The sequence below is a fragment of the Thermaerobacillus caldiproteolyticus genome (genome assembly GCF_013761245.1).
Taxonomy (GTDB): domain Bacteria; phylum Bacillota; class Bacilli; order Bacillales; family Anoxybacillaceae; genus Thermaerobacillus; species Thermaerobacillus caldiproteolyticus.
Genome location: NZ_JACDUT010000016.1, coordinates 16,698 through 36,003, shown reverse-complemented (window position 1 = coordinate 36,003; position 19,306 = coordinate 16,698). Strand labels below are relative to the sequence as shown.

Below are 19,306 nucleotides of genomic sequence, written 5' to 3'. Positions count from 1 at the left end.
GAGAGACAACATTGACAGAAGCGTTTCTCTGTAGATGATAACTGGAGAGGGACATTTTCATACAAAAAAGACGAAAGGGATGTTTCCAGAAGGAAACATCCCTTTCGTTTCAGTGACCCGTACGGGATTCGAACCCGTGTTACCGCCGTGAAAGGGCGGTGTCTTAACCACTTGACCAACGGGCCATAATTGTTTTTATAGCGGCGGAGGGAATCGAACCCCCGACCTCACGGGTATGAACCGTACGCTCTAGCCAGCTGAGCTACGCCGCCACGCAACGACATTTATAATAATAATTGCATCTTTCATGTTTGTCAATATCTTTTTTTGCTTAATTAGCACATTCTATACATAAAATTATCCTAAGGATATTTGAGTTGTTCAACGGAACCGACCATGTTCTGCAACGAAAGCATCTAACAACCTTCATCCACAGAAAAAGCATCCATGTATATGGATGCTTATCATTCCTTTATTCACTATCCTGCTTATGACCATCATCCGTTCAGCAGCAAGTTAACCGCGCCGTGCACCACGACCTCCTCGCTTCGATTCCGTGTGACGTTTGAGAGAGGCTAAACGATCTTCACTTTCCTTTAAAAAACGGCTAATTTTTTGTTCAAAGCTCTCTTTTGCGGCACGATCGTTTGCTTTATTGCGCGGGCGCTGTGAAGGCTGTGATTCTTTCGCTTTTTTTATGGATAAGCCGATTTTTCCGTCTCTTTCCACATTAATGACCTTGACATCAACGACATCTCCAACCTTTAAGTGATCGTTGATATCTTTTACATAGTTATCAGCTACTTCACTAATATGAACTAATCCTGTTACGCCTTCTGGCAGCTCCACAAACGCTCCGAATTTCGTAATCCCCGTTACCTTGCCTTGTAACTTGCTGCCTACTTCAATTGACATAAAAAAAGTGCTCCTCCTTAAAAAATCTTAAAAATCATTTTCTTTATTATAACGAATGCCAAAAACAAGTGTCAATAAGCTCAACGCCCATGTCACTAGCAAGCATCGATTATTTTTCTGGAACGGTAAAAATAATTTCTCCTTCTTTAGAAAGAAAGTATTTTTTTCGTGCTAACTCGGCAATATAATCGTCATCATGTAACCTTTTAATTTCTTCCTCTAATCGCTTTTGCTGTTTTTCTAATTTGCCTAATTGCTGTTCTAGCTTCTTTTTGTCTTCGATTTTCGCTTCAATGTCAGCGGATTGAGAGTGGAGAGCATATAAAAATACGGACGACAGCGCCACTAAAATCATACTAACGAGCATAAAACGAATCATGACGATAGGTCGTCTTCTTGAGGCTCTTTTTTCTTTTTCTTCTTGCTCTAAAGCATACTGGGACTGAAGCTTCGTTACATTGTTTTTCTGTAAAACACTCACCGCTATAAACCTCCACTCTTATTTCCGGAATTTAGAGATCCATGCCATTATTATATTCTTTGCTTTTTTCATAACTCCTGCCAGATTGTCGAAAAAATCCTCGATCCGCCATCTCCATTTGTTCGGAACTGCTTTCCAAATGAGATAGCCAATCCAACGAATTGGAGCTAATAATAGCTTTATACAGCGATACAGCAAGTTCAAGATAAGAAGGAACAATTTCCATAAAAGCAGTGCCATGGCAAGTAGCGCTTGAAAAAGCCATTGAATCGGCCGAACAATGACATAATAGCATGTCCTTACAAAAAAACGATATAACGCGGTAACAAAGCGAATGGTCCATTCAAGCATTTTTAAATAAATGCGGCGAAACAAGCTTTGATAAGCAGCATAACCGCATAAAATCGCTAAAAAAATATAAAATCGCAGCTCTCCTTCATTAACGAGCAACAAAACGTAGAAAATAATGAGACCGTGGACGCCCCAAAACAGAATATCATTTATAAATACAACCCAATGGGCCCGCTTTGGCCGCTGTAAAAAGCGACTGTACGTGTCAAGCGCTGCGCCAATCCAGCTCCCCATTCCAATCATCGCGAGCATGGTGGCCAGCTGAGTTGTTAAACTCATTTGAACAACTTGCTAAAGAACCCTTTAGCTTTCTCCTGATGATGGTCATCCAAGTAGACAAGATCAAAAATTCTCCCTTTAATAGAAACGACTCCCTTATCCACGTCTAAATTTTTCATCTGCAAATTTTGACCGCGGATCGATAAAAACCCCATCACTGTTTCCAATAAAAATTCTTCACTATCAAAGCTCTCCACTTGTTTAACTCCTGTAATATCGAGAAGCTTTCTTCCACGCATAATGACATCATGTTCTTGGCTCGGACCTTTATTATTGTTTGGAAAGTCATAATGTTGGCTCATATTCATCCCCCGCATTCACGTTAAAATCAAATCAGAGGGCTTATCCCTCTCGTGTTTGTACCATATGTATGAATGCAAGGGGACTTTTAGAACATGCGAACAACAGCAACTAACGTTCTAAAGACTCTGTTTCTATTCGTTCTTCTTTAATTACTTCATAAAGATTTGTCGCTTCTTCTTTCCTTGTCGTTTCTTTTAAATCAGTAATTTTCACTGTCACCTTTTTTTGTCCAAACTGAATGGTCAGTTCATCGCCGACTTTTACATTGGAACTTGCTTTTGCGATGGCGCCGTTAATGGTGATACGTCCTTGCTCTGCTACTTCTTTCGCCAGCGTACGGCGCTTGATAAGGCGTGATACTTTTAAAAATTTATCTAAACGCATGTGCACCCTCTCCTTACAATCCTTTTTCTTTTGCTTCTTCCCACCATCGATCAAGCTGTTCTAGCGACAGTGATTCGATATTCAGACCGCTCTTTTTCACTTGTTCTTCAATGTAGGAAAAACGTTGGTAAAATTTCCTGTTGGTTGCTTGTAATGCTTCTTCCGGATTAATTTTGTAATAGCGCGCAATATTCACAAGGGCAAACAATAGATCACCAAATTCATGGATAAGTTTTTCGCTATGTTGTTCTGCTTTGGAAACTTCCTGTTTAAATTCCGCTATTTCTTCTTCGACCTTTTCCCACATTGGCTTTACATCATCCCAATCAAAGCCGACCTTTGCTGCCTTTGTTTGAAATTCATATGCTTTTAATAAATTCGGTAAACTTTTTGTTACTTCATCGAGCAGCGAAGCCGGACGGGATTGCTTTTCTTTCGCTTTAATCTGTTGCCAATTTTGCACAACCTCATCCGCATTTTCGACCGTTACATCTCCGAAGACATGAGGATGACGGCGAATCATTTTTTCGGTAATGCCGCGAATGACATCGTCAATTGAAAACATGCCTTCGTCTTCCCCGATTTGAGCATGAAGCATCACTTGTAAAAGCACATCGCCCAGCTCTTCAATCATATGATCATCATCGTTTTCATCAATCGCATCGAACAGCTCGTATGTTTCTTCAAGTAAATATTTTTTGAGCGATTCGTGAGTTTGTTTCCGATCCCATGGACAACCGTTCGGGCCTCTCAATGTTGCAATAACGCGCCGCAACGTTTCAAAGCGATGATACAATATCGCTTCGTCTTTCACCGGCGGGACATATACGCTTGTTAAATTATTTAGCGCAGCAACACGGTCTAGCTCATATAAAGGAATTTCGTTCACCTTTTCTTCGCTGCTGCCCGCCGCTGTGACGACATACACTTTATAATCGTGAGGCAGTTGCTCCATGAGCGCAAGTTTTACGTTGGAAGCAATAAACGAATCATATACTTGGCAAAAAACAACATGCTGAGTAGGTTGCCATTCATCTTCACGAAACGAGGTCGCATCAATCAGCTGAAATCCTTCAATCGGGTCGATTTGCAAAGCGGTGAACATAGCGTCTAAAAAGCTTTGACCACCTTCGATCACAATGCGGCATTTTTGTCCCCGCTCTGCTTCTAATAAAAGCTGTACGGTTTTTTCGGCAACAAGCGGATGACCGGGAACGGCATAAAACACATCGTGCATCTGTGCTTCTCCTACTAAAATGTCAGCAATTTCCTTATATACATCGTCAAACCGCTCATGTTTTTCATAAATATCGTCAAATGTAGTAAAAGAAATTCCCTCTGCTTTTAGAGTATCGACAACTGGGTGTTCCTTCGTTCGTAAAAAAAGTGGTGAAGCGTTTTTTAATTTACGATAAATCCCAAGCGGTAATTGTTCGATATCACCAGCACCTAAACCGAAAACAAAAATCGTATTCATCATTGATCACCTGTTTTTCTGAAGAAATAAACGTAACTTGTCTCCGAAAGGGAGTAAAGATAGTTCCTGTTTTGAGAAAAGATTTCCTTTTAACAACATTATAATATAAACAAAACCCCCGAGCATCACTCCGAATAACGCTTGACTGGCGGCAAATAAGCGGCTGTCACCAAATCGGCTAGTTACCCATATGTATAACTGTAATACAGCCACCATTGCCAAAGCAGCGTTGACGACCGGGTACATATATTGTTTTTTTATGAAATGAGTGTTCATCTTTTTTTGTAACTTAAAATACAAAAATAATGCCATCACTGCATACGACAATAAAGTCGCTAATGCAGCCCCGACTGTTCCAAACACTTGAACAAGCCATATATTGCATAGCCATTTCGTAACGACTGCTATTGCTACCCCCGCTACAGCTATCCATTCTTCACCAATCCCCTGCAATAAGGAAGCTAAGGTCAAAGACATTGTCGTAAACAAAATGGAAGCGGATAAAATTGCAAGCGGCAAGGAACCACGGTCATTTTCAAACAGCATTACATTTGTCGGGCGAATGAGACATACAAGCCCTAATGCTGCGCCCATCCCGATAGAGAACGCAACCCGAATGGATAAATCTATTTTTTCACGAATGAAAACCTCATCCCCTCGCTTTTTTGCACCAGAAATAAGGGGGACAAGCGTCAATGAAAAGGAAGTTGCAATCACCGTTCCAAGCTGGATAAGCGGCTGTCCACGATCATAAATTCCTTTTAATAATTTAGCTGCATGGCTGTCTTCTACACCCTTTTCCATCAGCAATGACAATAAAGAGAACGCATCCACAAGCTGAATGAGGGTTAAGACCATGTTTGTTATACAAATTGTCACACCTTGGAGAAACAAATAACATATAATCGTTTTCGCATCTGCGTTCCCCTTTATGATATACATATTTCCTCTACGATCTCTTCTCATCCAATAAGCGATCAACAATAGAAGTGCCGTGAATCCTCCTGCCAATGAACCAAAAAGCGCTCCAGCACTCGCTTCATAAGCCGTTTCATCACTTCTGAATAATACGTACGATAACAATACTATGGTCAATACACGTACAGATTGTTCGCCGACTTGAGATACAGCGGTCGGAGTCATCCGATTGTTTCCTTGGAAATAACCTCGCAATACAGAGATAAATGGAAGGAGCAGAAACGAAAAAGAAATGAGCCGAATAAGAGGAACAAGCTCACTATCTCCCATCCACTTAGCAATGCGTCCTGCCCCCATATATAATAAGCTAAAGCAGCTAAGTCCAACGAACAGTAAAACATACAGCGATAATCGTAAAATATATGTAACCCCTTTTTCATCTTTTTCCGCAATCCGTTCCGCCACGAGTTTTGAGATGACAACCGGATAGCCATAAGTCGCTAACGAAACGGCAATGGCGTAAATGGGATACACTTGTTGATAAATATAAAAGCCAAGATCTCCAACAATATTTTGATACGGTATACGGTAAAAGGCGCTTAATATTTTCGTAATGAAGGCCGCTACCGTTAATACCATCGTTCCTTTCCATATTTTCCTTTCCGGTGATTCTGTGTCTAAAGTCATTGTGCTTCACCTGCCATGATAATGCTAGCCTTTGCTATTATAGCGCAAAAGAAAAAGGTAGCATAGCAGCTACCTTTCGTCACAGGATAAAGAACGTATAAATTTCTAATCGATGTCTAGCTCTCTTCTGCCAAATAACCTTCTCCCCCAAGGCGGCAAGCACCTCTGAGTACGAAGAACATTCGGCTTCTAGGGAACTAGGAGAGTGACATTTCTCCGTTTGCCCACAGGACGTGGACAGTATTTAGGCAAAACTGAACTTCTTCTGCTTTTCTTATTGTTCCATTTGTCGCGCTAAAAAGCCAGCAGCCGTCTCGACCGCTTTTTGCTCCACTTCACCAAGCACTTTCTCTTTTGATAAAATCACGACTGCACCAATCGGATCCCCATTGGCAACAATTGGACCAATCGTATAAGATCTCAGTTTTTCCGTATGTCCTTCAACAAGTTCAACTTCGCCTTCCTCAGTCTGAAGCACAGAGTGACGTTCTTCCATTACTTTTTCCACTAACGAACTAACGCTTTTATTGAGGAATTCTTTTTTGGAAACACCGGCGACCGCAATAAACACATCCCGATCGCAAATTAACACTGGTTGACCTAAGCTATCAAATAATGCCTCTGCATATTCTTTTGCAAAATCACCCAGCTCACTAATTGGTGAATACTTCTTTAAAATGACTTCTCCGTCACGGTCAACAAATATTTCGAGTGGGTCTCCTTCACGGATACGCAACGTTCTTCGAATTTCTTTCGGAATAACAACCCTTCCTAAATCATCAATTCGACGAACAATACCAGTTGCTTTCATCTACAGATGCCCTCACTTTCATCTAAGGATTGAAGAATACATCGGTGAATGCTTCAATGAAGAATTCACCATTGCTGTGATTAGTATCCTTCACAATCCAAGTTCTATACGTGATGAAAGTGTTTTTTTCAATTTTAGATAAAATTCCCCATCATTCATGATCGCCCATCTTCTTCAAATATAAACACCGTTTTTGAATTAAGCCGTGATCGATTTTTCAGCATTGATATGCGTAAGTTCTTTGACTGTCTCATATAAAATCATGAGCCACTCTTGCGGTTTAAGACCTTTGATATAAAGAACGATTTTTAATTTCGGTCCTTCCATGCCAAAGCCAAACACGCGGCCGTACCGGTCTCCGATTTTCGATAGCCGCTGAATTTGTACTTCTTTAGAAGCTTTTTCATTAAATAGTAAATCAATTTGTTGTTTATGCTGTTTAATAAGCTCAATACCGCTTTGTTTGCTATACACTTTAATCTCAGCAATTTGGAATAAATAAGCGACCTCATCCGGATATTCACCAAACCGATCAATCATTTCATCGCGAAGTTCTTCGAGGTCTTCGATAGTTTCAATGGCTTTAAAGCGTTTGTACATATCAATTTTTTGCAATCCATCCGAAACATACGTATCTGGAATATAGGCATCGACTTCCAAGTCGATTTCCACATCCAACGGTTTTTCTTCTTGTTTAATTCCTTTTCGTTTCTCAATCGCTTCTTTGAGCATTTGCGAATACAAATCAAAACCGACGGAATCAATAAATCCGTGTTGTTCCGCTCCCAACAAGTTTCCAGCACCGCGAATTGACAAGTCGCGCATGGCAATTTTAAATCCGGAGCCAAGCTCTGTAAATTCTTTAATCGCTTGTAATCGTTTCTCTGCGACTTCGTTTAATACTTTATCTTTACGGTACGTAAAATAAGCATAGGCTACTCGATTTGAACGCCCGACACGCCCTCTTAACTGATACAATTGAGAAAGTCCCATGCGGTCAGCATCATGCACAATTAATGTATTTACATTTGGAATATCAACACCCGTTTCAATGATCGTTGTCGTCACCAACACATCATATTGTCCTTCTAAAAACGCAAGCATTACCGATTCCAATTCGTTTTCTGACATTCTTCCATGAGCGTATGTGACACGCGCATCCGGTACAAGCATAGAAATTTCTTCTGCTTTTACATCAATATCTTCAATGCGATTATAAAGGAAAAATACTTGTCCATCCCGTGCCAGCTCTCGTTCAATTGCTTCGCGCACGAGTTCAGGAGTGTATTCCATCACATATGTCTGAACAGGAAAGCGATTTTCCGGCGGTGTTTCAATAATCGATAAATCACGCACTCCAATCATAGACATATGCAATGTTCGTGGAATCGGCGTTGCCGTCAGTGTTAATACGTCTATATTTGTTTTCAACTGCTTAATTTTTTCCTTATGGCTGACACCGAAACGCTGTTCTTCATCAATAATAAGCAACCCTAAATCCTTAAACGTCACATCTTTTGATAACAAGCGATGGGTACCGATGACCATATCAATTGTTCCGTCTTTTAACCCTTTAATCGTTTCTGCTTGTTGCTTCTTCGTGCGGAAACGATTAAGCACCTCAACCTTAATTGGATAGCCTTGAAAACGTTCTCGAACCGTTTCATAATGTTGCTGTGCTAAAATCGTCGTCGGTACAAGAAGCGCTACTTGTTTTCCGTCCATAATCGCTTTGAACGCAGCCCGAAGTGCAACTTCTGTTTTTCCATATCCAACATCACCGCAAAGAAGACGGTCCATCGGTCTTTGACTTTCCATGTCACGTTTAATTTCTTCGATAGAGCGAAGCTGGTCTTCGGTTTCTTGGTACGGAAATGCTGCCTCAAATTCACGTTGCATTTCCGTATCCGGTGAAAATGCATAGCCTTTACTCGCCTCGCGCTCGGCATAAAGTTTGATTAAATCTTCCGCAATATCTTGAACAGACGATTCGACCTTCTTTTTCACCTTTTTCCATTCGGTGCCGCCAAGTTTATAAATTTTTGGCTCTTTCCCTTCAGAGCCAACATATTTTTGCACTTGGTCAATTTGATCTACGGGCACATACAAAGTATCGCTACCTTGGTATTGAATATGAATATAGTCTTTATGAATTCCATTGATTTCTAATGTTTCAATTCCTAAATATTTTCCGATTCCGTGATTGACGTGCACTACATAATCGCCGACTTGCAGTTCGGAATAGCTTTTAATTCGTTCTGCGTTGGATAGTTTTTGCCGACGAATCGGTTTTTTTACACGCTTTTTAAATAATTCTTCCTCAGTAATGACGGCCAATTTTTGCATTGGAAGTTCAAAACCCGTATTCAAATCTCCTAAAACTATCTGACATTTTCCGTGCATTAACATCGCATGATCGCCTAGCGGAACTACATCGATTTCGTAATCCTCTAAAGTGGATTGTAATTTTTTCATTCGTTCCGCATCCGGAGCCAAAAAGGCAACGGCATATTTTGCCCTTTTCCATCGTTCTACTTCCGATTTTAGTAAAGACATTTGGCCATGGAAGTTTTGCATCTGTTTACAAGAAATATTGACGATATTTTGCGGATGCGTATGCGGAACATGACGTAAAAACAGCGATAAATAAATACGAGGTGCTTTTTGTTTTTGCAATAATTCAGATAAAGAATGGGAAATCGGCACACCATGAATAATTTTTCCTTCCGCCAGCAAACTTGTGTACCATTCTGCCTCTTCTTTATCTAAACTTTCTGTCATTTCTTGTAATCTGCTCATCTCATCTAACAATAGTAGACCGTTGTCCGGCATATAGTCTAGCAAACTAGCAGGTTCATCATAAAAGAGGGCTGAATATTTATATTGTTGCTCAATTTCTTGCCCTTGTTTTAACTGTTCCAGTTCAAATGAAATATGTTCAAGTAGCAATTGCTTTGCTTTCTCATCTTTTAATGTCTTTAAACTTTCCGATAATCCCGCTTCAATTCTCTCAATTCCCCGCTTCAGTGAATCACCATATACAATGATTTCGTCAGCAGGACCAATGGTTATTTTTTGTACCTCTTCACGAGAACGCTGATCATCGATTGTAAACGTACGAATTGACTCTACTTCCGTATCAAATAATTCAATTCGATAAGGGAATTCCGCTGTAAGCGGATAAATGTCAAGGATGCCTCCGCGAATGCTGAATTCCCCTGGAGTCGACACCATTGAAACACGCTTATATCCCATTTGTACTAAGCGCTTTTTATAATGGTCAACATCGATGTCACTATTGACTTCAATGGTTAGTATATTGTCTTTCCATAGCGATTTCGGTGGCAATAAACGTCGCAACCCAGCAATAGGAGAGATGACAATTCCCTTTTGCTGTTCCGTCCAATAGTTCATCACCTCTAGACGTTGCGCTTTTAACTCAGGACTAGCAATCGCCATCTCTGCAGCGATCATTTCATTGACCGGATAAAGAAACACTTCTTCTGTACTTAATAATTGAATAAGATCATCATATATTTTTTGCGCTTGAAACAAATTATGAGTAACGATTAATAATGGTCTGGCTGTTGCTTTATAAAGCGATGACAAGAACACAGACCGGGCTGACCCCGATAGTCCTGCGACTAGCTGCTCTTTGAGTCCTGCTTCCACACCTTTGATAATCGACTGAATATCTTGATTTTCAACAAAATAACGATGCAAGGATAGCACCTCTATCCCCCTCCTCTCATAGCAATAAATACAAAAATGCTTTGGTCTTCCCAAAGCTTGCTATTGTATAAATTTCTCATATTGATGAAGTTCTGGATTCCGTTCAAGCGCCTCTTGACAATCTTCACAAATTGTTTTGACATTGATATCCCCGTTCGGAAGATACGAAATCATGTCTAAACGTTCTTCCTCTGTAAGGTGATGGAATCCTAACTGTTCGCTATATATGGAAACTCTATCAATCGTGCCTACTTTTACTCCGCAATGTCGGCAATAGTAATGCAATGCCATGTAAGTAACCTCCTAATGGTCGTATCCACACATTCATTGTGTACCATTTAGGAGGAAAATATTCATGCGTTAAACTCGTTCATTACCTGCAAAAATGGAGCATTTACCGCTTTTTCACAAGCGGTCGCCGAACGCTTAATTGCTTCTTGAATTTCACTAGATTCCTCTGCAGTAAATCGACCTAATACATAATCGGTTACTTTTTGTCCATGCTCAGGACGGCCAATACCGATACGAATCCGCTTAAATTGTTGCGTTCCTAAATGATGAATGAGCGATTTTATTCCATTATGTCCACCGGCACTTCCTTTTGTCCGCAAACGGATTTTTCCTACAGGAAGATCTAAATCATCATAGATAACAACTAAATCTTCAATATTAATCTTATAATAATCCATTAGTGGGCGAATACATTCCCCTGATAAATTCATATATGTTAAAGGTTTACACAATATCACTTTTTCTCCAGAAACAATGTGAGATGCAAATATTCCGTTAAATTTCGCTTGATTGAGTGAAAGATTCCACCGTCTCATTAATTCATCAATGACCATAAATCCAACATTATGCCGCGTTTGTTCATATTCCTTGCCCGGGTTTCCTAGGCCGACAAATAATTTCAATGCTTGGTCCCCTCCCTTTGTCGTTATACATACTACAAAAGACGTAACCAAATATGGTTACGTCTATAATTATGACTCTGGAGTTGTTTCTCTTCCTTCTTCGGATTCAGGTTGTCCAGACTCTTGCTGTTCGCCGCTATGAATTTCTTCTTCTTGCTGCGGTGGTAAAATCGTTGCAATGACTTCAGTAGGTTCATGATTGATTTCATACTTGCCGTTTGTATCAATATCGCCTACTGTAATCGTTTCGCCTACTTGTAAATGAGAAATGTCAATATCGATGGAAGAAGGGATATTAGCCGGTAGCGCTCGGATCGATAATTGGTGTAATGTTTGTTGCAACACGCCACCATCTTTGACACCAGCTGCTTCTCCCACGAGATGAACATTGACGTCAATATCGACTTCTGTAGACATGTCTACCACTTGAAAGTCAACGTGAATAATTTCGTTACGAATTGGATCTTTTTGAATGTCGCGAAGGAGTACCGAATGGTTTTCACCGTTTACCGTCATCGTGACAAGACCATTTCGTCCCACTTCGCGAATGGTTTTGATAAAATCAGCAGCATTCATAAAAATCGCTTTATTTTTAACGTTTTTTCCGTATAATACACCTGGAATATTTCCTTGCAATCGAATATTTCGAATTGCAGAATGTGTTTTCTTTGTGCGTTCTTTTGCTTCTAATACAGCCATGAATCATCACCCTCCTGTTTTAGAATCTATGAATTACTTTATCCTAAAACAAGAAGATTTAAACATGTGGCCCCATTAATCAAATAGAGCGCTAATAGACTGCATTTCATGAACGCGAATAATCGCCTCACCAATAAGCGGCGCAACTGATAATTCTACAATTTTATCAATTTTCTTTTCCGCTGGAAGGGCAATAGAATTCGTAACGACAAGTTCTTTGATTTTGGAATTTTCGATGCGTTCGATAGCCGGGCCTGATAATACTGGGTGCGTACAACATGCATACACCTCGGTGGCTCCATTTTCGATTAACGCGTTGGCAGCCAGTGTAATTGTTCCGGCTGTATCGATAATGTCATCAATTAGAATAGCAGTTTTCCCCTCAACTTGTCCAACGATATTCATGACTTCCGCTACATTTGGTTTTGGTCGACGTTTATCGATAATAGCAATCGGCGCCTTTAAGCGATCCGCTAGTCTTCGCGCACGCGTCACCCCACCATGATCCGGAGACACAATCACAATATCGTTAAGATTTTTGCTTCTAAAATAATCCGCTAAAATTGGAACGCCCATTAAATGGTCGATTGGAATATCGAAAAAGCCTTGAATTTGTGGAGCATGCAAATCAAGGGTAATGACGCGGGAAGCACCCGCTGTTTCTAAAAGATTCGCGACTAATTTTGCCGTAATCGGTTCGCGAGAGCGCGCCTTCCGATCTTGACGAGCATAACCGTAATATGGCATCACGATATTAATCGTTTTAGCGGAAGCGCGTTTTAGCGCATCAATCATAATGAGAAGCTCCATTAAATGTTCATTCACCGGAGCACTTGTGGACTGAATCACGAATACATCGCCGCCGCGAATGCTCTCTTCAATGTTAATTTGAATTTCTCCATCGCTAAAGCGTGATACAGAGCATTTTCCTAATTCTACACCGATGACTTGGGCAATTTCTTCCGCCAATTTCATATTCGAATTTAACGCAAATAACTTTAAGTTACCATCAAGATATTGAGACATGATTACCCTCCATTAAGAATTAAGAATTTTTCTTTACATGAAGACGCTCGACGTAGTTTTCTTTATTCACTTGACGAGCACGGGCAATGGATAACGCATTTCCTGGAACATCATCTGTGATCGTAGAACCGGCGGCGACATAAGCACCTTTTCCAATTGTAACAGGAGCAATTAAGTTCGCATTACATCCGATAAACGCACCATCTTCGATTTTGGTCATATATTTATTTTTACCATCATAGTTTACCGTAATCGAGCCACAGCCAAGATTTACATTCGCTCCTACCTCTGCGTCACCGATATAACTTAAATGAGATGCCTTGCTGCCTTTTCCAAAGGTAGATTTTTTAATTTCAACAAAGTTTCCAATCCGAACTTTATCGCTAATTTTCGATGACGGGCGAATATGAGCAAACGGTCCAATGGTTACATCATTTCCAATTTCACTATCATGAGCAACAGAATGACGAATCGTTGTACCATTTCCAACAGAACAATTTTTAATTTCCGAATGAGGACCGATGATACAGTCTTCACCAATCACCGTTTTTCCTTCAATGATCGTGCCGGGATAAATAACGGTATCGCGCCCGATTTCTGCTTCTAGCGATATATACGTATGTTCCGGATCAATAATGGTCACGCCATTGATCATATGTTTACGATTAATTCGCTCACGCATGATTTTTTCTGCTCGGGAAAGAGCAATGCGGTCATTCACTCCGATTGTTTCCTCGAATGAATGAGCTTGGTAGGCAGAAACGATTTCTCCTTTTGTTTTTAAAATTTCAATGACATCTGTAAGATAATATTCACCTTGAACATTATTGTTCGATACGTTTCTAAGCGCCTCAAATAAAGACTTATTATCAAAGCAATACGTTCCTGTATTAATTTCCTTGATAGCCCGCTCTTCCTCTGTTGCATCTTTATGTTCGACAATTTTTTCAACATGTCCATCACGATTACGAATAATACGACCATATCCAGTAGGATCTTCCGTAACTGCTGTTAAAATCGTCGCCTTAGCATTTGTGGCAAGATGATGTTCTAACAGCGCTTTCATTGTCTCAGCTGTAATCAATGGAGTATCTCCACAAACAACAAGCGTCACCCCATCCTCGTCTTGTAAATAATGGGATGCTTGCATAACTGCATGAGCCGTTCCTAGCTGCTCTTGCTGAAAAGCAAATTCGCTTTTATCACCAATTTGTGCTTTTACTTGTTCCGCACCAAAACCAACAACAGTGACAAGTTTTTCAAGACCAAGCTGTAATACTTGGTCGACTACATGCTGAACCATTGGCTTACCGCAAACAGGGTGTAAAACTTTATATTGTTTCGATTTCATCCGTGTCCCCTGTCCGGCTGCCAATATTACCGCATATCGTTTAACCATAAACAAGGCCTCCAATACCTTTTTATCCATATTGAATATATCTCAATTAACTATGTATTTCAAGGAAACATTCTATTTTACCAAAAAAAACAAAAAAAGCGGAGAAAAATGAAGAAAAGTGTTCTTCCAGAGAGAAATGATTGCATTTCGACGGTGAAAAGTGATTTTTCATTAGGCATTGCAAGCCAAGCAGACAGTAAGAAATGCGGGGATGGCGCAAATCGCTCTCGAAGTCAAATGTTCTGCACACATAAACGTGCTTGACACAGAAGGTCTGAACAAATTGCTTTTAAATGTCTATCTCTTACCCAACACAAGATATAAATGTCTAAATGCGTCCATTTTTGAATAGAACTGATTTGAAACAAGAGAACTGCTCCAGAAAATACGATATCTTTACAAAGTGAAAGAGCCTGTCCGATGAGGGACAGACTCCTTATATTTATGAAGCACCAGCTTCTTCAAACTCTTCCTCAAGCTCACCTAGACGGTGATACTCAGCTAATACTGCCTCCTGGATTTTCCCGCGGGTTGTAGAATTAATCGGATGTGCAATGTCACGAAATTCCCCGTCAGGAGTACGCTTGCTTGGCATAGCGACAAACAAGCCATTATTGCCGTCGATTACGCGGATATCATGAACAACAAACTCGTTGTCCAACGTAATGGAGGCAATCGCTCTCATACGTCCTTCGGTATTCACGCGGCGTAATCTTACGTCAGTTACTTCCATCCTGCTCACCACCTTTTCCCTATATAAGAACTTGGTTAATTTTATTCCACATTTCTTCCACATTTCCTTCTTTTTTGTCTAAATTTTTTTATAAAAAATGGCTAAAAAGACCTGTTTCTGTCAAATGATTGACAAAATCTCATCTCAAACGAAGGAAAATAATAGGGAACGGTGGGAAGCAGTGATGTACTTACTTCACTAAAGCAACTACTTCAATTTCAACGAGCGCATCTTTCGGCAATCTTGCCACCTCGACGCAAGAACGTGCCGGCTTATGTTCACGAAAATATTGCCCATATACTTCGTTCACTGCAGCAAAATCATCCATATTTTTCAAAAAAACTGTTGTTTTTACTACTGTTTCGAGTGAAGCCCCAGCTGCTTCAAGAACTGCCTGTAAGTTTTTAAACACTTGGTGAGTTTGCTCTTTAACATCACCTTGAACCATTTCTCCTTCAGGTGTAAGCGCAATTTGCCCTGAGCTATAAAACATATTATTTACAATGATCCCCTGTGAATAAGGACCGATAGCTTGCGGGGCTTTTTTTGTTTCAACTTTTCTCATTATTTTCTCTCTCCTTTCATAATTCCAACCGATTATTCCATAAAGCTGATGTAATTTCCTTCTCGTACAGTAATTTGTTTTTCTTTTATATTAACAGAAGACAGCTTTACTAAGGAAATATATTCATCAACAAGCCGTTCACTCGTTTCCTCGGATTCAACAAGGACACCGATGCCAGCGAGCTGTGCATTAAATTCATTGAGTAAGCTAATCATTCCGTTAATCGTTCCACCAGCTTTCATAAAATCATCAACAATCAGCACGTTCGTTCCCTCAGCTAAACTCCGTTTGGCCAACACCATTGTTTGAATGCGTTTCGAAGAACCAGAAACGTAGTTAATGCTGACCATAGAGCCCTCCGTCACTTTATTATCATGGCGTACGATGACAACGGGAACATTAAGAAAGTGGGCGACAGCATAAGCGAGCGGAATACCTTTTGTCGCAATGGTCATGACGACATCAATGTCTCGCTCAGCAAAAAGGGATGCATATAATCGACCAATTTTGTTTATAATACGAGGATCCCCAAGAATATCTGTCATATATAAATATCCACCGGGTAATAACCGTTCTGGATTGGCAAGCTGTTCACATAAATAATCCACGGTCATTTTTGCTTCCTCAGCAGACATTTTTGGAATATATTGCACACCGCCAGCCGCTCCTGAAAGTGTTTTTAATGTTCCGATTCCTCGCTGTTCAAATGTTTGCTTAATAATCGCTAAGTCCTCGCTAATTGATGATTTCGCAGATTGATAACGCTCTGCAAAAAAAGTAAGCGGCACCAACTGATGCGGATGTTCTAGGAGATAATGTGTCATATCGACTAAGCGGCTACTGCGCCTTAATTTCATAAATGGACCTCCCAAAAACCGAATATTTTAATGTAAATATAACATTAATGTACGTGTTTAATCAAGCAAATTCCGTTCACCTAATAAGCGAACCGCAAATACTTGGTCGCAAAACCCTCGCAAACCGTTATAAATTCGGTGTAGACGTGAATCATGTTGGACTAATCCAAACACAGTCGGTCCGCTACCGCTCATCAATACTGCATCTGCTCCAAATCGCTTCATCTGCTCTTTAATATGCGCAACTTCTGGATACATCTTCATCGTTACTTCTTCTAATACATTGCCAACGAGCGAACAAATGCGTTCATAATCTTGATTATGAATAGCTTGCACCATGCCGTCAACATCAGGATGTCGAATGGCATTAACATTTAAATTCCGGTACACTTCAGCCGTCGAAACTCCGATCGTCGGCTTTGCTAAAATCACCCAACATGGCGGTGGCGATGGAATCGATTCGATTTTTTCTCCTCTTCCTGTCGCAAGCGCCGTTCCTCCATATACACAAAACGATACGTCAGAACCAATTTTTGCCCCTAGTGCCGCCAACTCATCGAGAGTAAGCCCTAACTTCCAAAGTTTATTTAAGCCGCGTAACGTTGCAGCTGCATCGCTGCTTCCTCCCGCTAAACCGGCCGCGACGGGAATCGTTTTTGTAATTGATATCGCTACTCCCTCTCGAATACCGAACGTCTCCTTTAATAAGTTCGCTGCTTGATAAGCAAGGTTACGGTGGTCGTCGGGAACAAACCGGTTATGCGACACAATTTTTATCGTATCGGACGGCAACGGCATGAGTTCAATCCAATCAGCAAGGTCAATTGTTGTCATGACCATCTTGACTTCATGATATCCATCCGGTCGCTTATGTAACACATCTAGGGATAAATTGATTTTTGCCGGAGCTTTTACTAATAATCTCAAACTTTCCACCTACTTTAACGACTTCAAACTTATACGAACATTTTACCATAAAACTAATGAGTCATTGCGCGATATTTCGACACATGCGTAAGAAAAACCGAAGCGGTATCGCTTCGGCTGTCGCGGCTGTCTTTTTTGTTAGTTACTTCGTCTTTTCAGCTAAATGCCGTTCGGCCATTTCGATCGCTAACTTTACCATATTTCCCGCATCTCTTGCGCGAATTGCGCCCCAACCTTCTTTTTGAACGACATCATAAAAACCCAACTCTTTCGCAAGCTCCTCTTTAAAGCGTTGCGACATAATTCCTCGGCGTCGACCCAGCGTCAGCAACCCCTTTCAGAAACCGCGACAGTTTTATTATTAAAATAAAGGCGTTTCTTTATGTTCTCCTCATGTTAGAAAAAACGTTAAAAGCTACTAATGCCAAAATAAAAAGCAGCAAACAAACGTCTACTGCCCACCCACTGCCATATGATCATCATCTAAAAACGTTAATTTTACCGTCTCAGTAAGCACATCTGCATAACTATAGGATACCCGTTCAAAAGCATTTTCCTCTTGATCAAGCTCAATCACAAACACAGATGGATATGTTTCCGCCAAAATTCCACATCGTTCAATCGTTTTTCTTCGTCCACCGTTTGCTCTTAATGTCAAACGTTTGCCGACATTAGAGTCCAACGCCTTTTTAATATCGGATAAAGTTTTCGCCATTCGCTATCCACCTCACTGTTATAATTATACCAAACGATAACCATGAAGTCAAAAATAAAAATTATATCAATGCTTTTTCATATATGTCAATGCGTATTTTTCTACATTTTTCTCATTTCCATGTATATTATGCACTAATGACATGAAAATTATGTATAACATCAATTTTATTGCAGCATGTGTGATGGATAGAGATTAAAAGACCGCCCTCTATGTTTCGCTATGGCGGCCTTTTTTATCAATCAAGCTCATCTACTAAACGAAAAGGCATTCCTGTACGCAATACCCCTTTTGTTTCTACTCCACCAAGCCCTTTTTCACCGGTAAGTGTGTTTCGCAATACATCCCATACATTGACAGTTTCAATAAACGGGGTAAAACTAATTCTTGAAACGATATAAACGGGATCAAGAGCGTGAATATTTACACGAGCCGGCGAACTGGCAAAATTGGCACCAGCGCGAATCAGTGATTCAAAATGCGATTGACATGCTCCCGCAAAAATAACAAGTTGATCCAGATGAGGGACTTTTCTGCGTGCTTCCTTCACTGTCTGAACAAAATATTTCGAATGGCGGTACGCCTTCAGATCAGTCACTTTCCCTTTCGATTTAGAATATGAATCATGACCTGTAATTACTAAAATATCCGGACGAATTTGTTCAATAAGTCCGCCTACTTTTTCCGGCATATCTTTTTCTTCGCAATAAATCCCATACACCGGAACACCAATTCGCTCGTATAAATCTAAGCATTTGCGCAAATATAAAGGGTCACCATCCAAATGAAGGACGCGCCCTGGAACTTGAAAAAAATCTTTTTCTGTTTTATATCCTCCCGTTGCTCGATACTCCATTTTTTGCTTCATGACGTGATAATCTTGACGAAATAATTTATAGGATTGTTCAATGAGCTCTTTTTCTTTTTTTCTTCTCGCCTGTTGTTCTCGTTCATCAATCGCCACTAAATCGCTGAATGGAGCATCTGCGATTAATCTGACATCTTCACCATGCAGGATGGCTTCTTTTTCCTCATTTTTTTCCTTCACATCAATCACACGAAATAATAAATCGCATCCATACGACTTTCTTGCGACAATATCCCCGACTTTAATATCCATGACGATTCACTCC

The 19,306-nt window shown here is 40.3% G+C and carries 21 protein-coding genes and 2 tRNA genes; all 23 read right to left on the bottom strand.

Annotated elements, in window-relative coordinates:
* Positions 1-113: 113 nt before the first annotated feature.
* The 23 genes from HNR31_RS17070 to yabG all read right to left on the bottom strand — a co-directional run bounded on the left by HNR31_RS17070 (position 114) and on the right by yabG (position 19,293).
* A tRNA-Glu gene (locus HNR31_RS17070) sits at positions 114-185 on the bottom strand.
* Positions 186-198: 13 nt separating this feature from the next.
* Positions 199-272: transfer RNA gene (locus HNR31_RS17065), tRNA-Met, on the bottom strand.
* Positions 273-516: 244 nt separating this feature from the next.
* A complete protein-coding gene (locus HNR31_RS17060) occupies positions 517-915 on the bottom strand; it encodes a S1 domain-containing RNA-binding protein (protein ID WP_181557390.1) in 399 nt (132 codons plus the stop codon).
* 109 nt (positions 916-1,024) lie between these two features.
* Positions 1,025-1,396 carry an FtsB family cell division protein gene (locus HNR31_RS17055; protein ID WP_181557389.1) on the bottom strand — a complete coding sequence of 124 codons (372 nt, stop codon included), beginning with the start codon at positions 1,394-1,396 and terminating at the stop codon, positions 1,025-1,027.
* An 18-nt stretch (positions 1,397-1,414) separates the two neighbouring features.
* Entirely contained in the window at positions 1,415-2,026 is a 612-nt protein-coding gene (gene yabQ, locus HNR31_RS17050; RefSeq protein ID WP_181557388.1) for a spore cortex biosynthesis protein YabQ, read from the bottom strand.
* The gene (gene yabP, locus HNR31_RS17045) at positions 2,023-2,328 is read right to left on the bottom strand and encodes a sporulation protein YabP (protein ID WP_181557387.1); all 306 of its coding nucleotides are present in this window, start codon (positions 2,326-2,328) and stop codon (positions 2,023-2,025) included. The genes yabQ and yabP overlap by 4 nt, the downstream gene beginning before the upstream one ends.
* A 109-nt stretch (positions 2,329-2,437) precedes the next feature.
* A complete protein-coding gene (locus HNR31_RS17040; RefSeq protein WP_181557386.1) occupies positions 2,438-2,713 on the bottom strand; it encodes an RNA-binding S4 domain-containing protein in 276 nt (91 codons plus the stop codon).
* Between the two features lie 13 nt (positions 2,714-2,726).
* Positions 2,727-4,190, bottom strand: a complete 1,464-nt coding sequence (gene yabN / locus HNR31_RS17035) for a bifunctional methyltransferase/pyrophosphohydrolase YabN (protein ID WP_181557385.1) — start codon at positions 4,188-4,190, stop codon at positions 2,727-2,729.
* Between the two features lie 6 nt (positions 4,191-4,196).
* Positions 4,197-5,795 (bottom strand): putative polysaccharide biosynthesis protein, encoded by a 1,599-nt coding sequence (locus HNR31_RS17030; RefSeq protein WP_181557384.1) that lies wholly within the window; start codon positions 5,793-5,795, stop codon positions 4,197-4,199.
* A gap of 274 nt (positions 5,796-6,069) precedes the next feature.
* A complete protein-coding gene (spoVT, locus tag HNR31_RS17025; protein ID WP_181557383.1) occupies positions 6,070-6,606 on the bottom strand; it encodes a stage V sporulation protein T in 537 nt (178 codons plus the stop codon).
* Positions 6,607-6,804: 198 nt separating this feature from the next.
* Positions 6,805-10,338, bottom strand: a complete 3,534-nt coding sequence (gene mfd, locus HNR31_RS17020; protein ID WP_181557382.1) for a transcription-repair coupling factor — start codon at positions 10,336-10,338, stop codon at positions 6,805-6,807.
* A 60-nt stretch (positions 10,339-10,398) separates the two neighbouring features.
* On the bottom strand, positions 10,399-10,629 hold the full coding sequence (locus HNR31_RS17015; protein WP_181557381.1) for an anti-sigma-F factor Fin family protein: 231 nt from the start codon (positions 10,627-10,629) through the stop codon (positions 10,399-10,401).
* Positions 10,630-10,691: 62 nt separating this feature from the next.
* On the bottom strand, positions 10,692-11,252 hold the full coding sequence (pth, locus tag HNR31_RS17010; RefSeq protein ID WP_181557380.1) for an aminoacyl-tRNA hydrolase: 561 nt from the start codon (positions 11,250-11,252) through the stop codon (positions 10,692-10,694).
* A 69-nt stretch (positions 11,253-11,321) separates the two neighbouring features.
* The gene (locus HNR31_RS17005) at positions 11,322-11,951 is read right to left on the bottom strand and encodes a 50S ribosomal protein L25/general stress protein Ctc (RefSeq protein ID WP_181557379.1); all 630 of its coding nucleotides are present in this window, start codon (positions 11,949-11,951) and stop codon (positions 11,322-11,324) included.
* Positions 11,952-12,026: 75 nt separating this feature from the next.
* Positions 12,027-12,980: a ribose-phosphate diphosphokinase gene (locus HNR31_RS17000; protein WP_181557410.1), complete on the bottom strand. Its 954-nt coding sequence runs from the start codon at positions 12,978-12,980 to the stop codon at positions 12,027-12,029.
* A gap of 16 nt (positions 12,981-12,996) precedes the next feature.
* On the bottom strand, positions 12,997-14,376 hold the full coding sequence (glmU, locus tag HNR31_RS16995; protein WP_181557378.1) for a bifunctional UDP-N-acetylglucosamine diphosphorylase/glucosamine-1-phosphate N-acetyltransferase GlmU: 1,380 nt from the start codon (positions 14,374-14,376) through the stop codon (positions 12,997-12,999).
* A 442-nt stretch (positions 14,377-14,818) separates the two neighbouring features.
* A complete protein-coding gene (spoVG, locus tag HNR31_RS16990) occupies positions 14,819-15,109 on the bottom strand; it encodes a septation regulator SpoVG (RefSeq protein ID WP_181557377.1) in 291 nt (96 codons plus the stop codon).
* Positions 15,110-15,299: 190 nt separating this feature from the next.
* A complete protein-coding gene (gene ridA / locus HNR31_RS16985) occupies positions 15,300-15,674 on the bottom strand; it encodes a 2-iminobutanoate/2-iminopropanoate deaminase (protein WP_181557376.1) in 375 nt (124 codons plus the stop codon).
* 32 nt (positions 15,675-15,706) lie between these two features.
* Positions 15,707-16,531 (bottom strand): pur operon repressor, encoded by an 825-nt coding sequence (gene purR / locus HNR31_RS16980; protein ID WP_181557375.1) that lies wholly within the window; start codon positions 16,529-16,531, stop codon positions 15,707-15,709.
* A 57-nt stretch (positions 16,532-16,588) separates the two neighbouring features.
* Complete coding sequence (gene ispE, locus HNR31_RS16975; RefSeq protein ID WP_181557374.1) at positions 16,589-17,458, bottom strand: 4-(cytidine 5'-diphospho)-2-C-methyl-D-erythritol kinase; 870 nt, start codon at positions 17,456-17,458, stop codon at positions 16,589-16,591.
* Between the two features lie 142 nt (positions 17,459-17,600).
* Positions 17,601-17,780 carry a small, acid-soluble spore protein, alpha/beta type gene (locus HNR31_RS16970; RefSeq protein ID WP_181557409.1) on the bottom strand — a complete coding sequence of 60 codons (180 nt, stop codon included), beginning with the start codon at positions 17,778-17,780 and terminating at the stop codon, positions 17,601-17,603.
* A gap of 129 nt (positions 17,781-17,909) precedes the next feature.
* Positions 17,910-18,173: a biofilm formation stimulator Veg gene (gene veg, locus HNR31_RS16965; protein ID WP_181557373.1), complete on the bottom strand. Its 264-nt coding sequence runs from the start codon at positions 18,171-18,173 to the stop codon at positions 17,910-17,912.
* A gap of 238 nt (positions 18,174-18,411) precedes the next feature.
* Positions 18,412-19,293: a sporulation peptidase YabG gene (gene yabG / locus HNR31_RS16960; RefSeq protein WP_181557372.1), complete on the bottom strand. Its 882-nt coding sequence runs from the start codon at positions 19,291-19,293 to the stop codon at positions 18,412-18,414.
* Between the last annotated feature and the right edge of the window lie 13 nt (positions 19,294-19,306).